Source organism: Spongiibacter sp. C9W (assembly GCF_057370015.1).
The window spans coordinates 128,749-148,917 of the sequence record NZ_CM170672.1; the positions used below are offsets into that span (position 1 = coordinate 128,749).

22 protein-coding genes are annotated in these 20,169 nt (G+C 56.7%); 21 read left to right on the forward strand and 1 reads right to left on the reverse strand.

All coding sequences use genetic code 11. The features are described 5' to 3' along the window. Positions 1–12 precede the first annotated feature (12 nt). From AC2Q8J_RS00560 to AC2Q8J_RS00655, 20 genes are all read left to right on the forward strand, one after another. The gene (locus AC2Q8J_RS00560) at positions 13–345 is read left to right on the forward strand and encodes an Hpt domain-containing protein (protein ID WP_424142515.1); all 333 of its coding nucleotides are present in this window, start codon (positions 13–15) and stop codon (positions 343–345) included. A gap of 59 nt (positions 346–404) precedes the next feature. Beyond that, the gene (gene fliM, locus AC2Q8J_RS00565) at positions 405–1,358 is read left to right on the forward strand and encodes a flagellar motor switch protein FliM (RefSeq protein ID WP_486451888.1); all 954 of its coding nucleotides are present in this window, start codon (positions 405–407) and stop codon (positions 1,356–1,358) included. A gap of 18 nt (positions 1,359–1,376) precedes the next feature. Further along, positions 1,377–1,766: a flagellar motor switch protein FliN gene (fliN, locus tag AC2Q8J_RS00570; protein WP_204995788.1), complete on the forward strand. Its 390-nt coding sequence runs from the start codon at positions 1,377–1,379 to the stop codon at positions 1,764–1,766. A gap of 3 nt (positions 1,767–1,769) precedes the next feature. Further along, positions 1,770–2,327 (forward strand): hypothetical protein, encoded by a 558-nt coding sequence (locus AC2Q8J_RS00575; RefSeq protein ID WP_486451889.1) that lies wholly within the window; start codon positions 1,770–1,772, stop codon positions 2,325–2,327. After that, on the forward strand, positions 2,324–3,151 hold the full coding sequence (locus AC2Q8J_RS00580) for a MinD/ParA family ATP-binding protein (protein WP_486451890.1): 828 nt from the start codon (positions 2,324–2,326) through the stop codon (positions 3,149–3,151). The genes AC2Q8J_RS00575 and AC2Q8J_RS00580 overlap by 4 nt, the downstream gene beginning before the upstream one ends. A gap of 79 nt (positions 3,152–3,230) precedes the next feature. Further along, entirely contained in the window at positions 3,231–3,611 is a 381-nt protein-coding gene (locus tag AC2Q8J_RS00585; protein WP_286696198.1) for a response regulator, read from the forward strand. 137 nt (positions 3,612–3,748) lie between these two features. Then, positions 3,749–4,555 carry an Hpt domain-containing protein gene (locus AC2Q8J_RS00590; protein ID WP_286695740.1) on the forward strand — a complete coding sequence of 269 codons (807 nt, stop codon included), beginning with the start codon at positions 3,749–3,751 and terminating at the stop codon, positions 4,553–4,555. A gap of 140 nt (positions 4,556–4,695) precedes the next feature. Further along, positions 4,696–5,358 carry a cytochrome c biogenesis heme-transporting ATPase CcmA gene (ccmA, locus tag AC2Q8J_RS00595; RefSeq protein WP_348655269.1) on the forward strand — a complete coding sequence of 221 codons (663 nt, stop codon included), beginning with the start codon at positions 4,696–4,698 and terminating at the stop codon, positions 5,356–5,358. A gap of 5 nt (positions 5,359–5,363) precedes the next feature. Continuing rightward, a complete protein-coding gene (gene ccmB / locus AC2Q8J_RS00600; RefSeq protein ID WP_348655285.1) occupies positions 5,364–6,041 on the forward strand; it encodes a heme exporter protein CcmB in 678 nt (225 codons plus the stop codon). A 30-nt stretch (positions 6,042–6,071) separates the two neighbouring features. Next, complete coding sequence (locus tag AC2Q8J_RS00605) at positions 6,072–6,815, forward strand: heme ABC transporter permease (RefSeq protein WP_027873936.1); 744 nt, start codon at positions 6,072–6,074, stop codon at positions 6,813–6,815. A gap of 13 nt (positions 6,816–6,828) precedes the next feature. Beyond that, positions 6,829–7,014: a heme exporter protein CcmD gene (gene ccmD / locus AC2Q8J_RS00610; RefSeq protein WP_348655268.1), complete on the forward strand. Its 186-nt coding sequence runs from the start codon at positions 6,829–6,831 to the stop codon at positions 7,012–7,014. A gap of 27 nt (positions 7,015–7,041) precedes the next feature. Further along, positions 7,042–7,515, forward strand: a complete 474-nt coding sequence (gene ccmE, locus AC2Q8J_RS00615; RefSeq protein ID WP_204996043.1) for a cytochrome c maturation protein CcmE — start codon at positions 7,042–7,044, stop codon at positions 7,513–7,515. After that, a complete protein-coding gene (locus AC2Q8J_RS00620) occupies positions 7,512–9,476 on the forward strand; it encodes a heme lyase CcmF/NrfE family subunit (RefSeq protein ID WP_288362696.1) in 1,965 nt (654 codons plus the stop codon). Before ccmE ends, AC2Q8J_RS00620 begins: the two co-directional genes overlap by 4 nt. Continuing rightward, positions 9,473–10,021, forward strand: coding sequence for a DsbE family thiol:disulfide interchange protein (locus AC2Q8J_RS00625; protein ID WP_204995781.1), 549 nt, complete (start codon positions 9,473–9,475; stop codon positions 10,019–10,021). The genes AC2Q8J_RS00620 and AC2Q8J_RS00625 overlap by 4 nt, the downstream gene beginning before the upstream one ends. After that, positions 10,018–10,506 (forward strand): cytochrome c-type biogenesis protein, encoded by a 489-nt coding sequence (locus tag AC2Q8J_RS00630; RefSeq protein ID WP_204995780.1) that lies wholly within the window; start codon positions 10,018–10,020, stop codon positions 10,504–10,506. Before AC2Q8J_RS00625 ends, AC2Q8J_RS00630 begins: the two co-directional genes overlap by 4 nt. Then, positions 10,503–11,720: a c-type cytochrome biogenesis protein CcmI gene (gene ccmI, locus AC2Q8J_RS00635; RefSeq protein WP_348655266.1), complete on the forward strand. Its 1,218-nt coding sequence runs from the start codon at positions 10,503–10,505 to the stop codon at positions 11,718–11,720. Before AC2Q8J_RS00630 ends, ccmI begins: the two co-directional genes overlap by 4 nt. Before the next feature lie 125 nt (positions 11,721–11,845). Further along, positions 11,846–15,346: a chromosome segregation protein SMC gene (gene smc / locus AC2Q8J_RS00640; RefSeq protein WP_486451891.1), complete on the forward strand. Its 3,501-nt coding sequence runs from the start codon at positions 11,846–11,848 to the stop codon at positions 15,344–15,346. 109 nt (positions 15,347–15,455) lie between these two features. Beyond that, a complete protein-coding gene (gene zipA, locus AC2Q8J_RS00645) occupies positions 15,456–16,367 on the forward strand; it encodes a cell division protein ZipA (protein ID WP_486451892.1) in 912 nt (303 codons plus the stop codon). Between the two features lie 22 nt (positions 16,368–16,389). Next, entirely contained in the window at positions 16,390–18,411 is a 2,022-nt protein-coding gene (ligA, locus tag AC2Q8J_RS00650) for an NAD-dependent DNA ligase LigA (protein ID WP_486451893.1), read from the forward strand. Continuing rightward, positions 18,411–19,016, forward strand: coding sequence for a transglycosylase SLT domain-containing protein (locus AC2Q8J_RS00655; protein WP_027873927.1), 606 nt, complete (start codon positions 18,411–18,413; stop codon positions 19,014–19,016). Before ligA ends, AC2Q8J_RS00655 begins: the two co-directional genes overlap by 1 nt. A gap of 3 nt (positions 19,017–19,019) precedes the next feature. On the opposite strand, the gene AC2Q8J_RS00660 is transcribed toward AC2Q8J_RS00655, so the two are convergent. After that, positions 19,020–19,460 (reverse strand): VOC family protein, encoded by a 441-nt coding sequence (locus AC2Q8J_RS00660; RefSeq protein WP_204995775.1) that lies wholly within the window; start codon positions 19,458–19,460, stop codon positions 19,020–19,022. Between the two features lie 115 nt (positions 19,461–19,575). Here AC2Q8J_RS00660 and AC2Q8J_RS00665 point away from each other — a divergent pair, with 115 nt between their 5' ends. Next, positions 19,576–20,034, forward strand: a complete 459-nt coding sequence (locus AC2Q8J_RS00665) for an NAD(P)H-dependent oxidoreductase (RefSeq protein WP_239547685.1) — start codon at positions 19,576–19,578, stop codon at positions 20,032–20,034. Positions 20,035–20,169: the final 135 nt, after the last annotated feature.

A 20,169-nucleotide genomic window follows, 5' to 3' on the forward strand; every position in this document is an offset into this window, starting at 1 on the left:
GCAGGGATAGCTATGACAACAATTGACCAGCAACAATACGATGAACTTCGGCGGGTTATGGGCAGTGATATCGGTGTGTTGGTCGCGAGTTTTGAGCGCGATTGTCAGCAGCGTATCGCTGATGCGCAAGACGCCTTCGCCGCCAGCGACTTTGAGCGGCTGCGACGCATTGCGCACACCTTAAAAGGGGGGGCATTAGGGATGGCTGCATTGGCTTTGGCTGAGGAGTGCAAGTGCCTGGAGGGTGCCGCAAAGGACACAGATTCCGCGGCGGCAAACCTGGCGCTTCGGCGTGTTGAGGAACATTTGGCAACAACACTTCGGGTACTCAGGGAGCGTTGTTAAGTGCGCGTCATTTTTTTGACTAACACAGGCTGGTGGTGGCCGAGGGGGCAGAAGCAGCGATGAAGGATTTGCTTTCTCAAGCAGAGATAGACGCGCTACTGGCCGCCGTGAAGGACGAGCCAGCAGTTCCCGGCATCGAGCCCAAGCCCAGCTATGCCCAGTTTGATCTGGCCAGTCGGCAGCAACCGAAGGCACGTCGCCTGCCGGGTTTAGAGCAACTGAGTAAGCGCTTTGCCGAACATTTTCGCAGTAGTTTGCTCGACGTGCTGGGGCAGGACGTTGATGTCAGCCTGCTGGAGCTACAATTCTCGCCCTACGCGGAATATCTTCACTCGCTGTATATCCCCTCAAGTATGAATTTAATGCGCGTCGAGCCGCTACTGGGTACGGCGATGATGGTCTTTGATGCGCGCTTGGTCTTTCGCTTAGTGGAAATCTACTTCGGCGGCAGTGAGGCCCAGGGTGTGCCGGATGGTCGCGATTTTAGCCCCTCCGAGCGGCGTTTGATCGGCAAGCTCCTCAGCCGCGCTCATGCTGACTTTGAAGAAGCGTGCAAGCCTGTTGCCGCACTGCAGTGTAAGCCGATGGGCACCGAGTTGAATCCCTCGCTGGCCAATATCGTTGGCGCGGCGGACACCGTTGTGGTTTGCCGTTTTCAATTGGATGCCGAGGGCGGTGGCGGTGGCGAGCTGCATATGTGTTTTCCTCTGGCAATGCTCGAGCCCTTGCGAGAGAGTCTCTCTCAGAGTGAGTTGGCGCAGAGCCGGGCACCCGACCCGCAGTGGCAAGGCGCCATGCATCGCGCCGTGCTGGATACGCCACTGCCTACCCGCTGCGTGTTGGCAGATAAGGCGATGACACTGGGGCAGGTCGCCAATTTAAAAGTGGGGGATGTGCTGAGCTTGGGGAGTTGTCAGCAAGCCGAAATTCGCGCATCCGGCGTATCGCTGCTCAAGGCCAGTGTCGGTATGAGCAAGGGGCAGTTGGCGTTAAAAATAAAAGGGCGCGCATAGTGTATAAGGAGTGAGGCAATGACAGAGCCAGAAAACCTGCGGCGAGAGCGTGAGATGCTGCGTCAGCAAATAGAAGCGGAAGAGGGAGAGTCGTCTGGAGCGTCTGACCTGCTGGGGCAGGCCCGGCTTCGAGAGCGCACAGCGGCGGCGCCGGACCTCGATATGGTGATGGACATTCCCGTCCGCGTCACGCTGGAGGTGGGTGGCAGTGACATGGCCATTCGCGACCTGTTGCAACTTCAGCAGGGCGCGGTGGTGGAGTTGGACCGCCAAGCAGGTGAACCGCTGGATGTCCTCGTCAATGGTCGACTGATTGCGCGGGGAGAGGTGGTGGTGGTTGATGACAAACTCGGTATTCGGCTGACCGAGGTTGTGAGTGCCACCGAACGTTTGCAGTCGCTGCGATAGCTTATGAATAAACTGGTATTTGTTATTCCCGACGCACCCGCACTGTCTGCACTGGAATGTTGGGCGCAGATGCAGCGTGAGCAGGGCACGCACTGGCGCCTGCGGTTGTGGGCGAGGGACGATGCGCGTTCTCCGGCAGCGTCGCTGCCACATCTCAATGAGCTGCAGCTGAGTGATATTCCTGGGCTCAGCTGGCGTGGTGCAGTCTGGGCCGCTGTCATGTCAGTGGTGTTGATTACCGTGCTCTGGCCATACAGCCGCGAGCTCTCCGAGGCGATGCAGGCAGTGGTTCGCTACGCCCTGCCCGGCGCGTTGATTTTCTTTGGGCTTTGGCTGGGCGGCTTACTCGGCACCATGCGTGTAAATCCCGTGTATGAGGCATACCGGGAGGCGTGGTCGACCGCCAGCGGCCTGGTATTTGTTGATTGTCCCACGCTTCATCAGCGGCTGCTGAGGCGCGAGCTGGCCCAAATCGGATTGCAATACCTCGATACTCGGCACCGCTATCTTGGTAGCTATCGATACCCGCAAAACACCCTTGCCGGGAGACGCGCTTTATGACGGTTCAGGTTATTGGGGTAAGCGGCGGCAAAGGCGGTGTAGGAAAAACCAATGTCGCTATCAATACCGCTGTGGCGCTGGCGCACCAGGGGAAGCGCGTGGCGATTCTCGACGCCGACTTTGGCTTGGCTAACGTTGATGTTTTGTTGTCGCTGTCGGCCCCGCAGACTATTGAGCAGGTCCTTAGTGGTGAGTGTTCGCTGGAAGACGCAATGATCAGCGGGCCGTCTGGTGTGCGCATTATCCCGGCGTCCTCCGGCGCACGGCAGCTGACTCGCCTGAGTGAGTTACAGCATGCCGGTGTGATCCGGGCATTCAGTGACCTGGCCGCGCAGCTGGACGTATTGATCGTCGACACGGCAGCGGGGATCACCGACACCGTTTTAACCTTTACCAACGCCTGCCAGGAGGTGCTGGTGGTGGTTTGTAATGAGCCCTCGTCACTGACCGACGCCTATGCGCTGATCAAATTATTGAATCGTGATTTTGGCCGCCAACGTTTCCGCATTCTGGCCAATATGGTTAGCGACGAAGACGAGGGGCGCCGCTTGGTTCAAAAGCTGGCAGGTGTCTGCGAGCAGTTTTTAACAGTCAGTCTGATCTACAGCGGCAGCATTCCATTTGACCCGGCATTGAGAGAGGCGGTGAAAAAGCAACGGCCAGTGCTCGATTATGCCCCGAGTGCGCCGGCCTCGCGGGCGTTCCGGGACTTGGCAATGCGGGTGAGCGATTGGCCTCTGCCGCGCAAGCCGTCGGGCCAGCTTGCGTTTTTCCTAGAGAACCTGATTCAGCAGCCCGTTGGAATGGAGGCGCCGCATGAGTGATGAGCGCTCCCCCGATCCTTTTGCCAGCAGTGATGTCGGTAGCGACTCGCCCGCCCGGGGGGCGTCGTCCTTGCGCGATATCAGAATTCTGGTGGTCGAGGATTTCGCCACCATGCGTCGTGTGATGCGCAATTTGCTCAACGATCTGGGTTATGCGCGCATTAGTGAAGCTGATGATGGCAGCGTGGCATTGCCGATGCTTCACAACCAACACTTCGACTTAGTGATTACCGATCTGTTGATGCCTGAAATGGGAGGCTTGGAGCTGTTGCGGGTTATTCGCGCCGATAGTGCCCTGAGGCATATACCGGTGATGATCGTCACGGCTGATGCGCAGCGGGAAAAAATCCTCGCCGCTGCGCAGGCTGGGGTGGATGCCTACATCGTTAAGCCGTTTACGGCGGCAATGCTGGAAAGCAAAATTCGTGAGCTGTTTTGCACGAATACGTCGAAAACATGACCATTTGATTACAAAATTGGCCCTTTGTGACCGGGCCAACAGTGTTACTGCAAGACTTTGCGCATAATTGCCAGCCATTACAAATCCGGATTCGCTGATCCAGCTGGCCTGAGATCAATAACAATAGAGTGCATACTGTGGACGCAAACGAACACGAAGGTATCCTGGCGATATTTTTGGCGGAAGCCGAAGATATTGTTAAGGGCTTGTTTGCGCAGCTGGAAGAGCTGCAGTACGGCTATGATGGTCAGCGAATACTGGATGATATCCACCGTGGCTTTCACACCCTCTATGGCGGTGCTGCGGTCCTGGAACTGGCCGAGCTAACCGAGTGTGCGCGTTTAAGTGAACGCGTAATGGATAGGCTCAGAACGCGGCGTATTGCCCTCAGCCCGAGTCTGGTGTCGCTGATTATCGGTGCGACAAGCGCGATTGAAGTGATGTTGAGCCGGCTGATTAATCACCAAACCGTTAATCGAATTCCCGATGAACTCAGAGGACGCCTGCTGAAGGCTGCAGGGCAGGCTGGTGACGAGTCGAAAGCGAAGCCCGAAGCGCCCGCGCCGCGTAGTGGCGATGCCTTACTGGATGTATTTTTCGACGCGGCTGCAGGGGGGCGGTCATCGGCGGCGAACCCACGGCCTGCCGCCACCTCTGGTCGCGCGCCGCAATCCGATGCAAAATTGAACACCTTGCTGGATAGCCTGTATAGCCCAGCGACTTCGGTGGTGGACAAGGAATTGAAATCGGCACCCGCGGCGGCGCGTGTCAGCGAGCCGCAAATCAGTGACCTCGTCAGCGAATTGGCCTGGGTGCGCAATCGCTTGATGGGATTTCGAGGTGAGAGTGAGGGCGACAAGCTGAATAAGGCGTTAGCCTACCTCGACCTCGTGACCCAGGATATGGAGCGCTGGCTACAGCGCCATCAATCCGGCGGTCAGTAACCGCCACCTCGTAGTGGGTGCACTCACCGGCCTGTCAGCGAGGCTTTTGCCGCTGCGACAAATTGCCGCGCCAGATTCCGGGCGCGGATTTCAATGTTATTTCGTATATACTTACCCGCGTTTTAAATCGGACTGCCGCCATGCGGTGGCCTTTAGCAGCGAGAGTGAGTTTGTCGTCACCAGACCTCAAGTTACACAACCTATACAGCGAGCGAGATGAGCGCGTGTTGTTTGCGGGCCTGTCGCTGTCTGTTAGCGCTGGAGACGTTGTGCAACTGGCCGGCCCCAATGGCAGTGGCAAGACCACGTTGCTAAAGATTCTCGCCGGTTTGTCGTCACGCTACGAGGGCGACATTCACTGGCGGGGTGAGAATTTGATCACCCAACGCGAAGACTTTCGGCAGCACAGCTTGTATCTGGGGCACGGCAGCGGTATCAAAGCGCAGCTGACCGCCCTGGAAAACCTGCGTTGGAGTTGTGCGGTGCGGGGGCAGCATGTTGCCGACACCGATTTGCATCGCGCCCTGACGACAGTGGGGCTGGGCGACTTTATTCAGCAGCCCTGCTACAGCTTGTCAGCGGGTCAGCAGCGACGTGTAAATCTGGCGCGACTATTTTGCTGCCCGGCCCGGCTTTGGTTATTGGATGAGCCTTTCACCGCTATAGATCAGCGCGGTGTCGCGGAAATAGAGCAGTGGATCTGCGACTTTGCCGATAACGGGGGAATGGTGTTGTTAACCACCCACCATCCGCTGTCGTTGCCCCGTCCATTGCGCCGTATAGAGCTGGGGAGGGCGTCGTGATCCCGATGGGCACTGGTGCGGTGATGTTTGCCGTGTTGCGACGCGACTTGCAGGCTGCGCTGCGACGCGGTAGCGAGTGGAGCAACCCCCTGCTGTTTTTCTTAATGGTTTGCAGTTTGTTTCCGCTGGGTATCGGCCCCGAGCGACAGCAATTGGCCGTGTTAGCGCCGGGCATTATCTGGGTGGTGGCCTTGCTGGCGTCAATGATGGCAACAGATGGCCTGTTCCGCGGAGACTACGACGACGCGACTTTGGAACAGCTGTTGTTGAGCCCGCTACCGCTGTACCCCCTGGTGCTGGCGAAGACCTTCGGTCACTGGCTGGTCAGTGGTTTGCCGCTGAGCCTGTTGTCGCCCTTGTTGGCAACCATCCTGCAGTTGCCCTCTGGGGGGCTTGTTGTACTGATGGTTAGCCTGTTGCTTGGCACGGCGGTATTGAGTTTTATCGGTGCGATTGGCGCCGCCTTGACGGTCGGTTTGCGCAAGGGTGGACTATTGCTGTCGTTGATTGTCTTACCCCTGTATATTCCGGTGTTGATTTTTGGCAGTGCAGCGGTGAAAAGCGCCATCGATGGCATGGCATATCTGCCGCCGCTGGCGGTGTTGGCGGCGCTGTTGATGACAGCCCTCGCGCTGGCGCCGCTGGCCATTGGGGGCGCCCTGCGCATTAGCGTGGATCAGTAAGTATTGGTTTGAATTAAGGAAAGACTGGCTTTGGCAAATTGGCAATGGTTTCACAAATGGGGCTCCCCACGCTGGTTTTACCAATTTAGCGGGCGCCTGTTGCCTTGGTTGGCGATTCCCGCCTTGCTATTGCTTGTTGGGGGCTGTGTGTGGGGGCTCGCCTTTGTACCCGCTGATTTTAAGCAGGGTAATAGTTTTCGCATTATCTACATCCACGTTCCCGCCGCCGCCGTTGCGATGGGCGGCTATATGCTGATGGCAACCGCGGCCGCAGTACATTTGATATGGCGTATGAAGCTGGCGGCCATTGTCATGAAATCCGCGGCGCCGATTGGCGCGGCACTGACGTTTCTTGCGCTGTTGACTGGCGCTGTGTGGGGGAAACCCACCTGGGGAACATGGTGGGTGTGGGACGCCCGCATCACGTCCGTATTGATTCTGTTTTTCCTGTATCTGGGGCTGATCGCCCTGCATCAAGCTTTTGAAAACCGCGACGCCGCTGCGCGCGCTTGCGCGGTGCTGGCAATTGTTGGGGCGGTGAACATCCCGATCATCTACTGGTCTGTCGAGTGGTGGTATAGCCTGCACCAGCCTGCCAGCATCAAGTTTGTCGGTGAATCAACAATTCACCCGACGATGTTGCGCCCGTTGATGGCAACGCTCAGCGGTATGTATCTGTTTTTTGGCTGGGTACTGTTGCTGTTCGTTCGCGCCGAAATTATTGAGCGAGAGAAAAATACCCGTTGGGTGCAAGCGTTGGTGAGCGGCAAGTAAGGGAGAGGTAATAGTGGTATTTGCAAATCTTCAACAGCTTTGGCAAATGGATGGTCACGGCCCTTACGTGTGGTTCAGTTTTGCCGCCAGTGCGATCGTGCTGGTTGCTCTGGTATTTGAATCGCGGCGTCGCGGTCGCAATGCGCGGGCGCTAGCGGCGGCAGCGGCCCGCCGTCGTCAGGCTGAAAATCAGTTTTAAATTATTGCTACGGAGGCTGTAATGGCCATGCACCCCCTGCGTAAACAGCGCCTTGGAATCGTCGTGTTTATTTTACTTGCCAGTGCGGCAGCGGCGGCGTTCTTGGGTTACGCCTTGCGAGAGAACATTAACCTGTTTTACCCACCTGCCGATATTGTCGCGGGCAAAGCGCCGGTCGACAAAAAGATTCGCGCTGGCGGGATGGTGGAAGAGGGCTCCGTGGAGCGTGCCACTGACAGCCTGAAAGTTCGCTTTCGCGTGACGGATTACAGTGCCAGCGTAGCGGTGGCCTATGAAGGGATCTTGCCTGATCTCTTCGCCGAGGGCGAAGGCGTGGTGGTTACCGGTCGGCTTGCTGAAGACGGGGTGTTTTACGCGGATGAAGTGCTGGCCAAACACGACGAAAATTATATGCCGCCGGAAGTCAGCGAAGCCCTGGAAAAATCTGCGCAGTCACGTGCCGAGGAGGCGACAGCAGGCAAGGAGTACAACGGCTCGTGATTATTGAACTGGGGCACTTCTCGCTCATTCTTGGTTTTGCTTTTGCGCTGTTATTAGCGGTTGTTCCCATGTTGGGTGTCTGGCGTGGAGACCGGCGCGCAATGGCTGCAGGCGCGACCCTGGCGTGGGGGCAGTGTCTGTTCACCACGCTGGCCATAAGCGCTCTGTTTTACGCTTTTCTCAGCGATGATTTCTCCGTCAATATTGTGGCGCTGCAGTCCAACTCTCAATTACCCGTCGCGTATAAATTCAGTGCGCTGTGGGGTGGTCACGAGGGCTCCTTGTTATTGTGGTTGGAGATTCTGACCCTGTGGACCGTTGCCGTGGCGGTGTTTTCCAAGCAACTCCCCTTGGATATTTTGGCGAGAGTGCTGTCGGTCATGGGCATGGTTGCCATTGGCTTCTTCGGCTTTGCCCTGTTTACCTCGAACCCGTTTGCGCGCAACCTTCTGAATACCCCTGCAGATGGCCAAGACCTCAACCCCCTGCTGCAAGACCCTGGCATGGTCATTCACCCACCGATGCTCTACATCGGCTATGTGGGCTTTTCCGTGGCGTTCGCCTTTGCCATCGCAGCCTTACTCAGCGGGCGTATGGATGCCAGCTGGGCGCGGTGGTCACGACCCTGGACCAATATCGCGTGGTTGTTCTTAACCATTGGTATCACACTGGGTAGCTGGTGGGCCTACTACGAACTTGGCTGGGGTGGCTGGTGGTTTTGGGATCCAGTCGAAAATGCCTCTTTCATGCCTTGGCTCGTAGGCACCGCGTTGATCCATTCCTTGGCGGTCACAGAGAAACGGGGCATTTTTAAGTCCTGGACACTGTTACTGGCGATTTTTGCCTTCTCGTTGAGTTTGCTCGGCACCTTCCTGGTCCGCTCCGGGGTGCTGACGTCGGTGCACGCCTTTGCGGCAGACCCCACCCGAGGAATGTTTATTCTGGCTTTTCTCGTTGTCGTGGTTGGCGGCTCGTTAACTCTGTATGCCTTAAAGGCGCCGTCGCAACATAGTGCCAAGCCATTCGAGTTGCTATCGCGAGAAGCGCTGCTGCTGGCAAATAATATTTTGCTGGTGGTTGCCGCATTGACCGTGCTGCTCGGCACGCTGTTCCCCCTCATTATGGATTTTGCCGGCCTGGGTAAATACTCGGTGGGGCCGCCGTATTTCAATGCTTTGTTTGTACCCATTACCTGCTTGCTGGCGCTGCTGGTGGGTATTGGCCCCAGTTCGCAGTGGAAACGCAGTAATACCCAGCGCTGGATGAGTGCGATGCTTGCGGCGTTGTTGGCCTCAATGCTGTTAGGAGTAGCGGTGCCGTGGCTGTACGGCGGCGAATTTCATTTCGCTGCCAGTGCCGGGGCCTTGCTATTTGTATGGATTGTCGCGACGACACTGATTAATTTGCGCGATAAGACCCGCAATGCGTCGAATGTTGTCGCGGGTTTGCGACGCCTGACACCGTCTTACTACGGCATGCTTGTGGCCCACCTCGGGCTGGCCTTGGCCCTTATCGGCGTGGGTATGGTGACCAGCTTTCAAGACGAACGCGACCTGCGTATGAATGTGGGAGAGAGTACCGAAACCGCCTTTGGCTATCGGGTTGTTTTCGACGACCTTCAGGCCATTAATGGCCCTAACTATCAGGGGCAGCAGGGGCGTTTTAGTTTGTATGACGGTGACACGCTACTGGCGCAGTTAACGCCCGAGAAGCGCCGCTACCACGCCCGCGCATCGCAGGTGATGACCGAGGCGGCGATCGATGCCGGCGTGCTGCGCGATGTGTACATCGCGCTTGGCGAGCCTGTTGCCGAGCGCGCTTGGGCGGTCAGAATACATATTAAACCCTTTGTGCGTTGGATCTGGTTGGGGGGCATCCTCATGGCTTTGGGTGGTTTGTTAGCGATTTGCGATAAGCGCTACCGGGGAAAAATTACTGGTGGTTCGAGGGGGAAAGCGTGAGCAGGATTAAACTATTTTTGCCGCTGATTATCTTTTTAGTGCTGGTGGCCATTTTCTTCGGCGTGCAGCGCCGAGTGCAAACCGGCGACTACAGCCCCACGGCGCTGCCATCGGCATTGCTCAATAAGCCCTTTCCGGAGTTCTCTTTGCCAACCCTGCAAGGTGAGTCGCTCAGCCGGGCAGAGCTTCCAAAACAGTGGTTGCTGGTCAACGTATGGGCAACGTGGTGCCCGACCTGTCATTACGAGCACCCCTTCCTGGTGGAATTAGCGGAGCGCGGCGTGCCAATTTTGGGCGTTGACTACAAGGATCGACGCGAGCCCGCCCTGAAGTGGTTGGCGGAAAAGGGCGACCCCTACTTTGCAACGGTATTTGATGAGCAGGGCACTTTAGGTTTGGATTTGGGGGTGACCGGTGCACCGGAAACCTACCTCGTCGACGCCGAGGGCATTGTGCGCTTCCGTTATCAGGGCGCACTGGATCAAAAAGTCTGGGATGAGCAGTTCGCGCCCATGCTCAGCTCACTGGAGGAGGCGTCGCCGTGAACCACCGCGTGTTGCTCCTCGCACTGCTGCTTTTGGCGTTGCCGTCCTGGGCGGTTATTGAAACCTACCAGTTCGATACCGATTTGCAGCGCCAGCGCTACAATGCCTTTATCGAAGAGCTGCGCTGCCCAAAGTGTCAAAACCAAAATTTGTCTGGTTCCGATTCGGCAATCTCTCAGGATCTTCGTCGGCAGTTACACGCCATGATCATGGCCGGCAAGTCAGACATTGAAATTACCCAATACATGGTTGATCGCTACGGCGACTTCATTTTGTATCGGCCGCGGTTTAATGCCGCGACGGCGGTTCTCTGGTTGTTGCCGGTGGGCTTGCTGCTCGGTGGCTTGGCAATCTGGGCGCTGATGGCGTCGCGGCGAACCCGCCGCGTGCCGATTCAGCCACTCGATGATCACGACCGCGCTGCGCTCGACTCGTTGCTCAGCGACGAAGAAAAGCCTTCTGAACGCTCTGGGGGTAATTCATGAGTCCACTTGTACTCGGTGTTATCTTGCTATTGGCGCTAGCCATGGGCCTGTGCTTGCTGGCGTTTCGTTCGCGCCGGGTGATCGGTGACGATAAAGCACAGCACCGTCAGGCGCAGCGCGATTTTTATCGCCAGCGACAGCGTGAGCTACTCAACGACCGTGAGATGGGTTTGATCAGCGAGGAGCAAATGGCTGAGCTCAACGCTGAGCTGGACAAGCAGTTGCTGGAAGAGAATGCAGAGTTTTCGGCTCGCGCTGGAATTTCGCGCGGGCCGGTGCTTTGGCTGTCATTGCTATTGCTTCCCGCGCTTGCCCTGCCGTTGTACGACTATCTTGGCTATCGGCTGGATTATCGGCTTCTCGACGTTCAGCAGCAGTTATTTGCCGCCGACCAGCCCAGCGAAGATGATCTACATCGGTTCGAGGCGCTGGTCGATGATATTTTAGTTCGCCGGCCTGAGAACGCGGAGTTATTGATGACGATGGCATCAATACGCCGCCAGCAGGGTAATTACGCGGAGGCGGTGAAGTACTACGAGCGCCTGCTTAATTTATTTCCCCAGGATGCCGATATTCTCGCCCAGCTGGCCCAGGCGCGCTATTTATCGGCTAACCGCGTGATAGATGCGCAGACACGCAGCCTGCTTGAGCGCTCACTGGCAGTGAATCCCCAGCAGGGCACGGCTCTGGGCGTGCTCGGTATCGACGCCTTTGCTGCCGGTGACTATCTCAATGCGATCACGTACTGGCAGCGTCTTCAGATGGGGCTCGATCCGCAGACGGGCGAGGCGATGGTTATCGCCGCTGGTTTAAACGAAGCGAAGCGCCTGGCGATTGAAACCGGGGCTATTGAGGGCTTGCAGCTGAGTGTGGATATTGCGCCGGCGCTGGGTGACTTCCCAAATGGCGTGCTGTTTGTGGTTGTGCGAGAGCCCAGTGGCTCGCCTATGCCGGTTGCCGCAGTGCGGCTTCCAGTGCGGGCTGGCACGGCGGCCTTTCCGCTGACGGTGTATGTGACAGACAGTGACGTGATTCGCCAGGGCGCGACCCTCAGTGATTTTGATTCGCTGCGCGTTTCCGCCCACATTAGTGTTAAAGCGGTGGCGATGCGCAGCCCCGGTGACTGGGTGTCGGCAGCCGCCACGTTGCGTGGTGACGCCACGTCGCAGCCGGTCAGTCTGCTTATTGATCAGCTACAGCCCGCCGCACGTTGAATTTCTACTGATGTTGCCCGGTTCTCGGGCTATAATCGCGCTTTGCATACATCTGGTCCTATCCCAACGCAGGCATTCTGCGGATAACAACAAAGGGATAGGCACAAAGCTTGGTTACGGTTTTTATGCGTCTGAAAAGTATCAAACTGGCGGGTTTTAAGTCTTTTGTCGACCCCACCACAGCCCATTTTCCCAGCAATCTGTCTGCGGTTGTTGGTCCAAATGGCTGCGGAAAATCCAATATTATCGACGCGGTGCGCTGGGTCATGGGGGAGAGCTCGGCGAAAAATTTGCGCGGCGAATCGATGACGGACGTCATCTTCAACGGGTCGGTTAACCGCAAGCCCGTTGGCCAAGCCTCTATCGAACTTGTGTTTGACAACACGGCGGGAAAGTTAGGCGGCGAATATGCCCGCTATAACGAAATTGCCATTCGACGCAAAGTCACCCGCGAAGGCGCCTCAGAATACTACCTGAATGGCACCAAGTGTCGGCGCCGGGACATTACCGACATCTTTCTTGGTACCGGTCTTGGGCCGCGTAGTTATGCCATTATTGAGCAGGGCATGATTTCGCGCTTGATCGAATCTAAGCCAGAAGAACTGCGGGTGTTTATCGAAGAGGCGGCCGGTATCTCTAAGTACAAGGAGCGCCGCCGCGAGACCGAAAACCGCATGCGCAGAACGCATGAGAATCTGGAACGTTTAACAGATTTACGCGACGAGTTAGAACGACAACTACAGCACTTGCAGCGCCAGGCCGCCGCCGCTGAAAAATACACCGAATACAAAAAAGAAGAGCGTCTGTTGCGAGCGCAACTGCAGGTGTTGCAGTGGAAGGCGCTGGATGGCCAGGTCGGCGAGAAAGAGGCGGTGATACGCGAACTGGAGCTGGACCGGGAAGCGGTTGTCACCGAACAAGTATCGCTGGGCACTGCCATTGAGCAGTCGCGCGACGAGCACACTCAGCTCAATGATACCTTCAACGAGGTGCAGGGGCGCTTTTACAGTATTGGCGCCGATATCGCCCGCGTAGAACAGAGTATCCAGCATCAGCAAGAGCGCCGTAGCCAATTGGACGCTGACCTGCAGCGGCTCGAAATCAATATTCAGGAGACGGCCGGTCTGCTGGACGGGGACCGCAGTAAAATTCAGCTGTGGGAAGAGGAGCTGGCCGGCATCGAGCCTGAGCTGGAAATCAGCCAGGCAGAAGAGGAGAGTGCCTCAGAGTCCCTGTTGGCAGCAGAAGATGCGATGCAGTCATGGCAGCAGCGCTGGGACGAATTCAACCAGAATGCGGCGGGGCCGCGTCAACGGGCTGAAGTGGAGCAGTCTCGCATTCAGCATTTAGAGCTGAGCATGCAGCGCCTGCAGGAGCGTATTCAGAAAGCCGAAGGAGAGCGCGCCGGGCTGACTGAAGGTGACGACGGTGACCTGGAGTTATTGCAGGAACAAGCAATGGCCCTTGAGCTCGAAGGCGAGGCCTTGCAGGAACGCCACGACCAGCTGCAACCGTCAATTAGCCAATGTCGTGAGCGCATTCGTGAAACCAGTGATGAGGTGGACCGCCAACGCAGTGAAATGCAGCGTTTACGTGGGCGGATGGCATCTCTTGAAGCATTGCAGCAGGCGGCCTTAGGGCAGGGTGACAAAGCCCTTTCTAATTTGTTGCAGCAACATGGCTTGGCAGATAAGCCTATTGTCGCCGAGGCCTTGCAAGTGGAAGAGCGCTGGCAGACCGCCGTCGAAACAGTCCTTGGCGAGCAGCTGCAGTCGCTGTGTATCGACAGCCTGGAGGGTGTTCAAAGACTGTTGTCAGAGCTTCAAGAGGGCCAGCTCTGCGTTGTTGAACAGGCGCAAAGTGGCGATGTTGGCGTGAAGGCGGATAGCCTCGCCGCGATGGTTTCCGGCTCGCCGGCGTTGCAAGGCGTGTTAGCGAATGTGAAAACGGCTGACAGTTTGGCGGACGCCCTGGCGCGTCGAACGAGCCTTGCAGCGGGTGAGTCACTGGTGACCCCGGAGGGCTTGTGGCTGGGGAGAGATTGGCTTCGCGTTCGGCGCGGAGACACGGCGCAAGGCGGCGTATTACAGCGCCAGGAAGAATTGCAAGAACTCAAAGCAGCGATAGATGAGGGCGAAGCGGCGCTAGCGGCGCTTACCGAACAGCTGGATGCAAGCCGGGAGCAGCTGAAGCAGCTGGAGGCCGATCGCGAAACGGTGCAGCGCGAGCTTCAGCAACACAGCCGGCAGCAGAGTGAATTGCGGGCGCAGTTAAGTGCTCAGCAGGCAAAGAGCGAGCAGCAGAGCCAGCGCCGCCAGCGGCTGGACAGTGATATTCACGAGTTGCGCAACCAGTTTGAGATGGAGCAGGAATCGCTGGCCGATGCACGCATGACCTTGCAGGATGCCATTGAGGCGATGGAGCAAGACTCGGGGCGTCGCGAACAACTGCTTAGTGAGCGCGACAACAACCGCTCGCAGCTCGATGCCGTTCGTCAAAAAGCGCGGCAAAGCAAGGATCACGCCCATCAGCTCGCGATGCGCTATCAGTCGCTGCAAACCCAGCGTGATGCTGCCCTGCAAAATATTGCCCGCACAGAGGAGCAATTAGAGCAATTGCGCGAGCGCAAAGAACAGCTCAGAGAGAACCTGGACGACAATGACTCGCCAATCGATGATTTGAAGCTGGATTTAGAGGCCCGCCTTGAGCAGCGCCTGCTTGTTGAAGAAGAGCTCAGCGCGGCGCGTCGCGCATTGGAAGAGGTAGATCAGAAGCTTCGTCAGCACGAGCAAAGACGGCACGACATCGAGCAGCGCCTGCAACAAGTCGCCAGTAAGCTCGAGGGCGCCCGGGTTGAGAATCAGGGCTTGCAGGTACGGCGCAAAGGTCTGCAGGACCAACTTCAAGAAGCACAATTTGACCTTCAGTCCGTTCTCGAAAGCTTGCCCGATGAGGCAAGCGAAGCTGCCTGGCAAGAGCAGTTAGAGGCTGTGGGCCGACGCATTGCCCGCCTGGGGCCGATTAACCTGGCGGCGATAGAGGAATACAAGCAACAGTCAGAGCGCAAAAATTATCTGGATGCACAGAACGCCGATTTAGAGGACGCGTTGGAAACGCTTGAAAATGCCATTCGCCGTATCGACAAAGAAACGCGTAACCGCTTTAAAGAAACCTTTGACCGCGTGAACAATGGCTTGCAGGAGCTGTTCCCGAAAGTGTTCGGCGGCGGTAGCGCCTATCTGGAAATGACCGGCGACGACCTGCTGGATACCGGTATTTCTATCATGGCGAGGCCTCCGGGTAAGCGCAATGCGACCATTCACCTGCTCTCCGGCGGGGAAAAGGCACTCACGGCAATTGCCTTGGTATTCTCAATCTTTCAGCTTAACCCTGCGCCATTTTGTATGTTGGATGAGGTTGACGCGCCGCTGGATGACGCCAACGTTGGCCGTTACTCTCGCATGGTGAAAGAGATGTCCCGCGACGTGCAGTTTATCTACATCAGCCACAATAAAATCGCGATGGAAATGGCCGACCAACTAATGGGGGTCACCATGCATGAGCCAGGTGTCTCACGCCTTGTGTCGGTGGATTTGGAGAAAGCGGCAGAGATGATCGCTTCCTAGATATTTCGGTGCCCGCGTGGAACAATATCGCCAATTGCGACTCGAACAGGACGAAGTCCGCGTCGAGTGTGTTGAGCGGGCCGTATAACAGGCAGATAAGGGCCGAATAATGGATCTCAGCGTAAGAGATTGGTTGATTATCATAGGGGCATTGTTGGCGATAGCCGTTTTGTTAGACGGTTTTCGTCGGATGCGCAATGAGCGTAAAGACACGCTGCGGCTCGCCTCGAAAAAGCGCCGCGAAGCTGAAGAAGAGCTGATTAACCCCGAGCTACCGGGTGAGGCAAGGGTCGTTGCGGTTCGCGAGGCGCCGAGTTTGCACCAGCGCGACGCCAGCCAAAAGCATAGGCCGCAGGCGTCCCACGACGATGACGACGTGTTGATGCGTGATTATTCCGCACCGGAAACCACACAGGACCCTATGGCCGAGACGCCGGTGGAGCCTGATTCAGAGCCAGCACTGGGCAAGGCATCGACAGCTGAGCCCGCTATCGAACCGGACGAGGCATTTACTGACGAGGCAGTGTCTGCGCCGCGACGGGTAGAGCGCGAGCCTGCTCCCCGCCAGTCTGAAAAACCGGCGGCGAGTGAGCCCCAGGAACTCATCGTACTGAATGTCGTTGCTGATGAGGGTAAACCCTATGCCGGGGCCGACTTATTGCAGGTGTTGTTGGCCTGCGACCTGCGCTATGGACGCATGAATATTTTCCACCGTTTTGAAAAGGCCGACGGCAGTGGTGCCGAGCAGTTCAGCGTTGCGAATTTGGTCGAGCCAGGTAATTTCGACTTGGATGCAATCGACGGTTTCTCCACCCCGGGGGTGGTTTTCTTTATGAATATGCCGGGCCCCGAAGATAGCATGCAAGCCTTCGATGCCATGTTGGAAACCGCGCGCTGTTTGGTAAAAAACCTCGGTGGTGAATTGCGAGACCAAACTCACAGTGTGGCGACGAAACAAACGTTGGAGCACTACCGGCAGATCATTCGCGATTTTGAACGCCGCCAACTCACCCTGATGTAATTTCGCTACTACGGTCTTATCAATGTCCGATGCCTCTTCCCGCGCACGCTTGGAAAGCCTGCGCGAGCAGCTTCACGAGCACAGTCACCGCTACTATGTGCTCGACGAACCCAGTATTCCCGACGCGGAGTATGACCGCTTGTTCCGCGAACTCCAGGAGCTGGAAGAGCAATATCCGGAGTGGCGTAGCGACGACTCACCAACGCGCAGGGTGGGGGGAGCACCGCTGGCGGCTTTCAGCCAAGTGCGTCATGAAACGCCAATGCTGTCGCTGGACAACGCTTTTTCAGAGCAGGAACTGCGGGATTTCGATGCGCGTATTCGCGGTCGCTTAGAAAGCGAGCATCCGCTCGGCTATGTCTGTGAACCAAAGCTCGATGGCATCGCCGTTAGCCTGTTATATGTCGACGGCGTGCTGGTTCGGGGAGCGACCCGTGGCGATGGCCAAACAGGCGAAGATATCAGTGAAAATGTCAGAACGATTCAGTCTATCCCCCTGAAATTGAAAGGCGAGGGTTGGCCCTCTGAGCTGGAAGTGCGCGGCGAAATTTATATGCCCCGAGCGGGCTTTGAAAAGCTCAATAATGAGGCTCGGGAGCAGGGCAGCAAAACCTTTGTTAATCCACGCAATGCGGCAGCGGGCAGTTTGCGGCAGCTCGACAGCCGAATCACCGCCAAGCGGCCATTGGAAATGTGTTGCTACGGTGTGGCTGTTGCCGGTGACTCGTGGTTTGAGCGCCACAGTGACGCGCTGGCGCGTTTGGCTGACTGGGGGTTCCGCGTCAATGCTGAAATGGCGGTTGTTGAGGGCGTAGATGCCTGCGTGGATTACTACCATCGCTTGTTGTCTCGCCGGGACAGCCTGAGTTACGACATCGACGGCATTGTTTTTAAAGTAGACGACGTCGCGCTGCAGCAAAAACTGGGCTTTGTGTCACGGGCGCCGCGCTGGGCGATTGCACACAAATTTCCAGCGCAGGAAGAAACTACCGTTCTCCGCGATGTGGAATTTCAGGTAGGCAGAACGGGGGCGGTAACCCCGGTAGCAAAATTGGAGCCGGTATTTGTGGGCGGCGTAACGGTGAGCAATGCCACGCTGCATAACTTTGATGAAATTGATCGTCTCGGCGTAAAAATTGGCGACACGGTGGTTGTGCGTCGCGCCGGGGATGTTATTCCTCAGATCGTGCAGGTGGTGCTGGCGCGCAGAGATGCCAGTGTTAGAGACATCGCGGTGCCGGCGTGTTGCCCTGTTTGTAACAGCGAGCTCGAGCGGGCGCCCGGTGAGGCGGTATTGCGCTGCACGGGGGGGCTGGTGTGCGCAGCTCAGCGCAAAGAAGCGATTAAGCACTTTGCCAGTCGCAAAGCGATGGATATCGATGGCCTCGGCGATAAGTTAGTAGAACAGCTGGTGGATGCCGGGTTGATCGAGACCATGGCAGACCTGTACAACTTGTCTCTCGATCAGTTCGTCGCGCTAGAGCGAATGGGTAAGAAGTCGGCGGAGAATTTATTGGCGGCGCTGACTGCCTCAAAAGATACCAGCTTTGCACGATTCTTGTATGCGCTGGGTATTCGCGAAGTGGGCGAGGCCACGGCGCTGAATTTAGCCCAGCACTTTCAAACACTAGACGCCCTAGCCGAGGCCTCTGAAGAATCGCTCTTGGAGGTTGCTGATGTGGGCCCGATCGTGGCGAGTCATATACATAGCTTTTTTGCGAGTGATCACAACCGCGCGGTGATTCGCCAACTTCGCGACTGTGGTGTTAGTTGGCCAGAGGTGGTTTCGCGCAGCGATACCGACCAGCCGCTTGCCGGGCAGACTTGGGTGTTAACGGGTAACTTAGAATCGATGACGCGTAGTGAGGCCAAGGAAAAGTTGCAGACCTTGGGGGCGAAAGTGGCGGGCAGCGTGTCCTCAAAAACTGACTGTTTGGCCGCCGGGGCGAATGCCGGCTCCAAGCTGCGCAAGGCAGAGGAACTGGGGATTTCAATAATTAACGAGGCCGAGCTGCTGGCACTGTTCGACCGGGAGAAGCTTTGATGCGCTATGTTTTCTTGGTTCTCGCACTGCTGCTATCGACGGCGTGTACGACGGCGCCCCCGCGTAATCCCGGTGATATTTGCGCGATTTTTCGCGAAAAAGACGACTGGTATGACGATGCCAGCGAGGCGTCTAAACGCTGGGACTCGCCCATTCCAGTGATGATGTCGATTATGTATCAGGAATCGCGTTTCGTGGCTGACGCCAAGCCGCCACGCAAATACTGGTTGGGCTTTATTCCTGCAGGGCGTATGTCTGACGCCTACGGCTATCCTCAGGCTAAAGATGCAACCTGGGATTGGTACAAGGATAAGTCGGGCAATTGGGGCGCCGATCGCGATGACTTTGAGGATGCCATAGACTTCATCGGCTGGTACAACAACGTGAGCCGACGCACCAATGGCATCGCCAACACCGATACCTATTCTTTGTATCTGGCTTACCATGAGGGCCACGGCGGTTTTAAACGCCGGACCTTCGCCGGCAAGCCCTGGTTACAGCGTGTTGCCGGCAAAGTGTCGGCGCGCTCGCGCAGCTATGCTGCGCAGTTGGCGCGTTGCGAAGAGGACCTTAAAAAAGGCGGTTGGTTCTTCGGTCTTTTCTAAGGTCTACCACTCGCCGGTATTGGGCATGGACTGCCAAGGCTCTGCCGGAGGCAGCGCCTCACCTGCTTGCAGAAGCTCAATGGAAATATTGTCTGGCGATCGCACGAAGGCCATATGGCCATCGCGAGGAGGTCGGTTAATGACGACCCCGCCGTCTTGCAGCTTTTTACACAAGGCATAAATATCGTCTACCTGGTACGCCAAGTGGCCGAAATTACGTCCTCCATCATACTTCTCTGGGTCCCAATTATAGGTCAGCTCCAGCGTGGGGCATTTGTCCCTTTCTGCTTGTTCTTTATCTGCGCTTGCACTCAGGTAAACCAGCGTGAAGCGCCCTTGCTCGCTGTCATAGCGCGCCACTTCTGTCAGGCCCAGTAGGTTGCAATAGAAATGCATTGACGCCTCAAGGTCGGCGACCCGCACCATGGTATGTAGATACTTCATAAATTCTGGCTTCTTGTTGGTGGTCTATGGATGGCAATGGCTGTGCTGCGTTATCTTACCGCTAGGGGCAGAGCCGAGTGAACACAGTACCAACAAAATATCAGGCGGAGTAAGTGTGGCTAAAAGCAATTTACTTATTGTGTATCACAGTCAGTCGGGCAGAAATTTACGACTCGCCTACGCGGCAGCGCGTTGTGCCGAGGCGGCCGGCGCTAGCGTGCGCCTGCTTCGCGCGAGCGAGGCGGGTAGTCGAGATGTCATATGGGCTGAGGCGCTATTGTTGGTCTTTCCTGAAAATTTTGGTCAGCTTCCTGGCGCATTGAAGGATTTTTTGGATCGAAGTTTTTACCCCGCCTGCGCGCGCGAACTGATTCTTCCCTACGCGGCGTACTTGTGCACCGGCAATGATGGCGAAGGTGCAGTGCGAGCGCTTCAGCGCATTGCTAAAGGCATGGTATTGAAGCCGGTCACCGAGGCGATTATCTGTAAAGGGCCACCGCAAGCTGAAGACTTTGCGGCGCTAGAAGAGCTTGCGGAAGCGATGGTAGCCGGACTGGAGATGGGTATTTATTAAAAAACTACTACTATTCACGCTAACGAATAGGTAAATCCCACATTAGACAGCTATATTCGACTATATAGACTTCATCGGGACATGATCGTGCGCGACAAAAAGTGCGTAAGGTTATGTTTAATACAATAAGTAGCT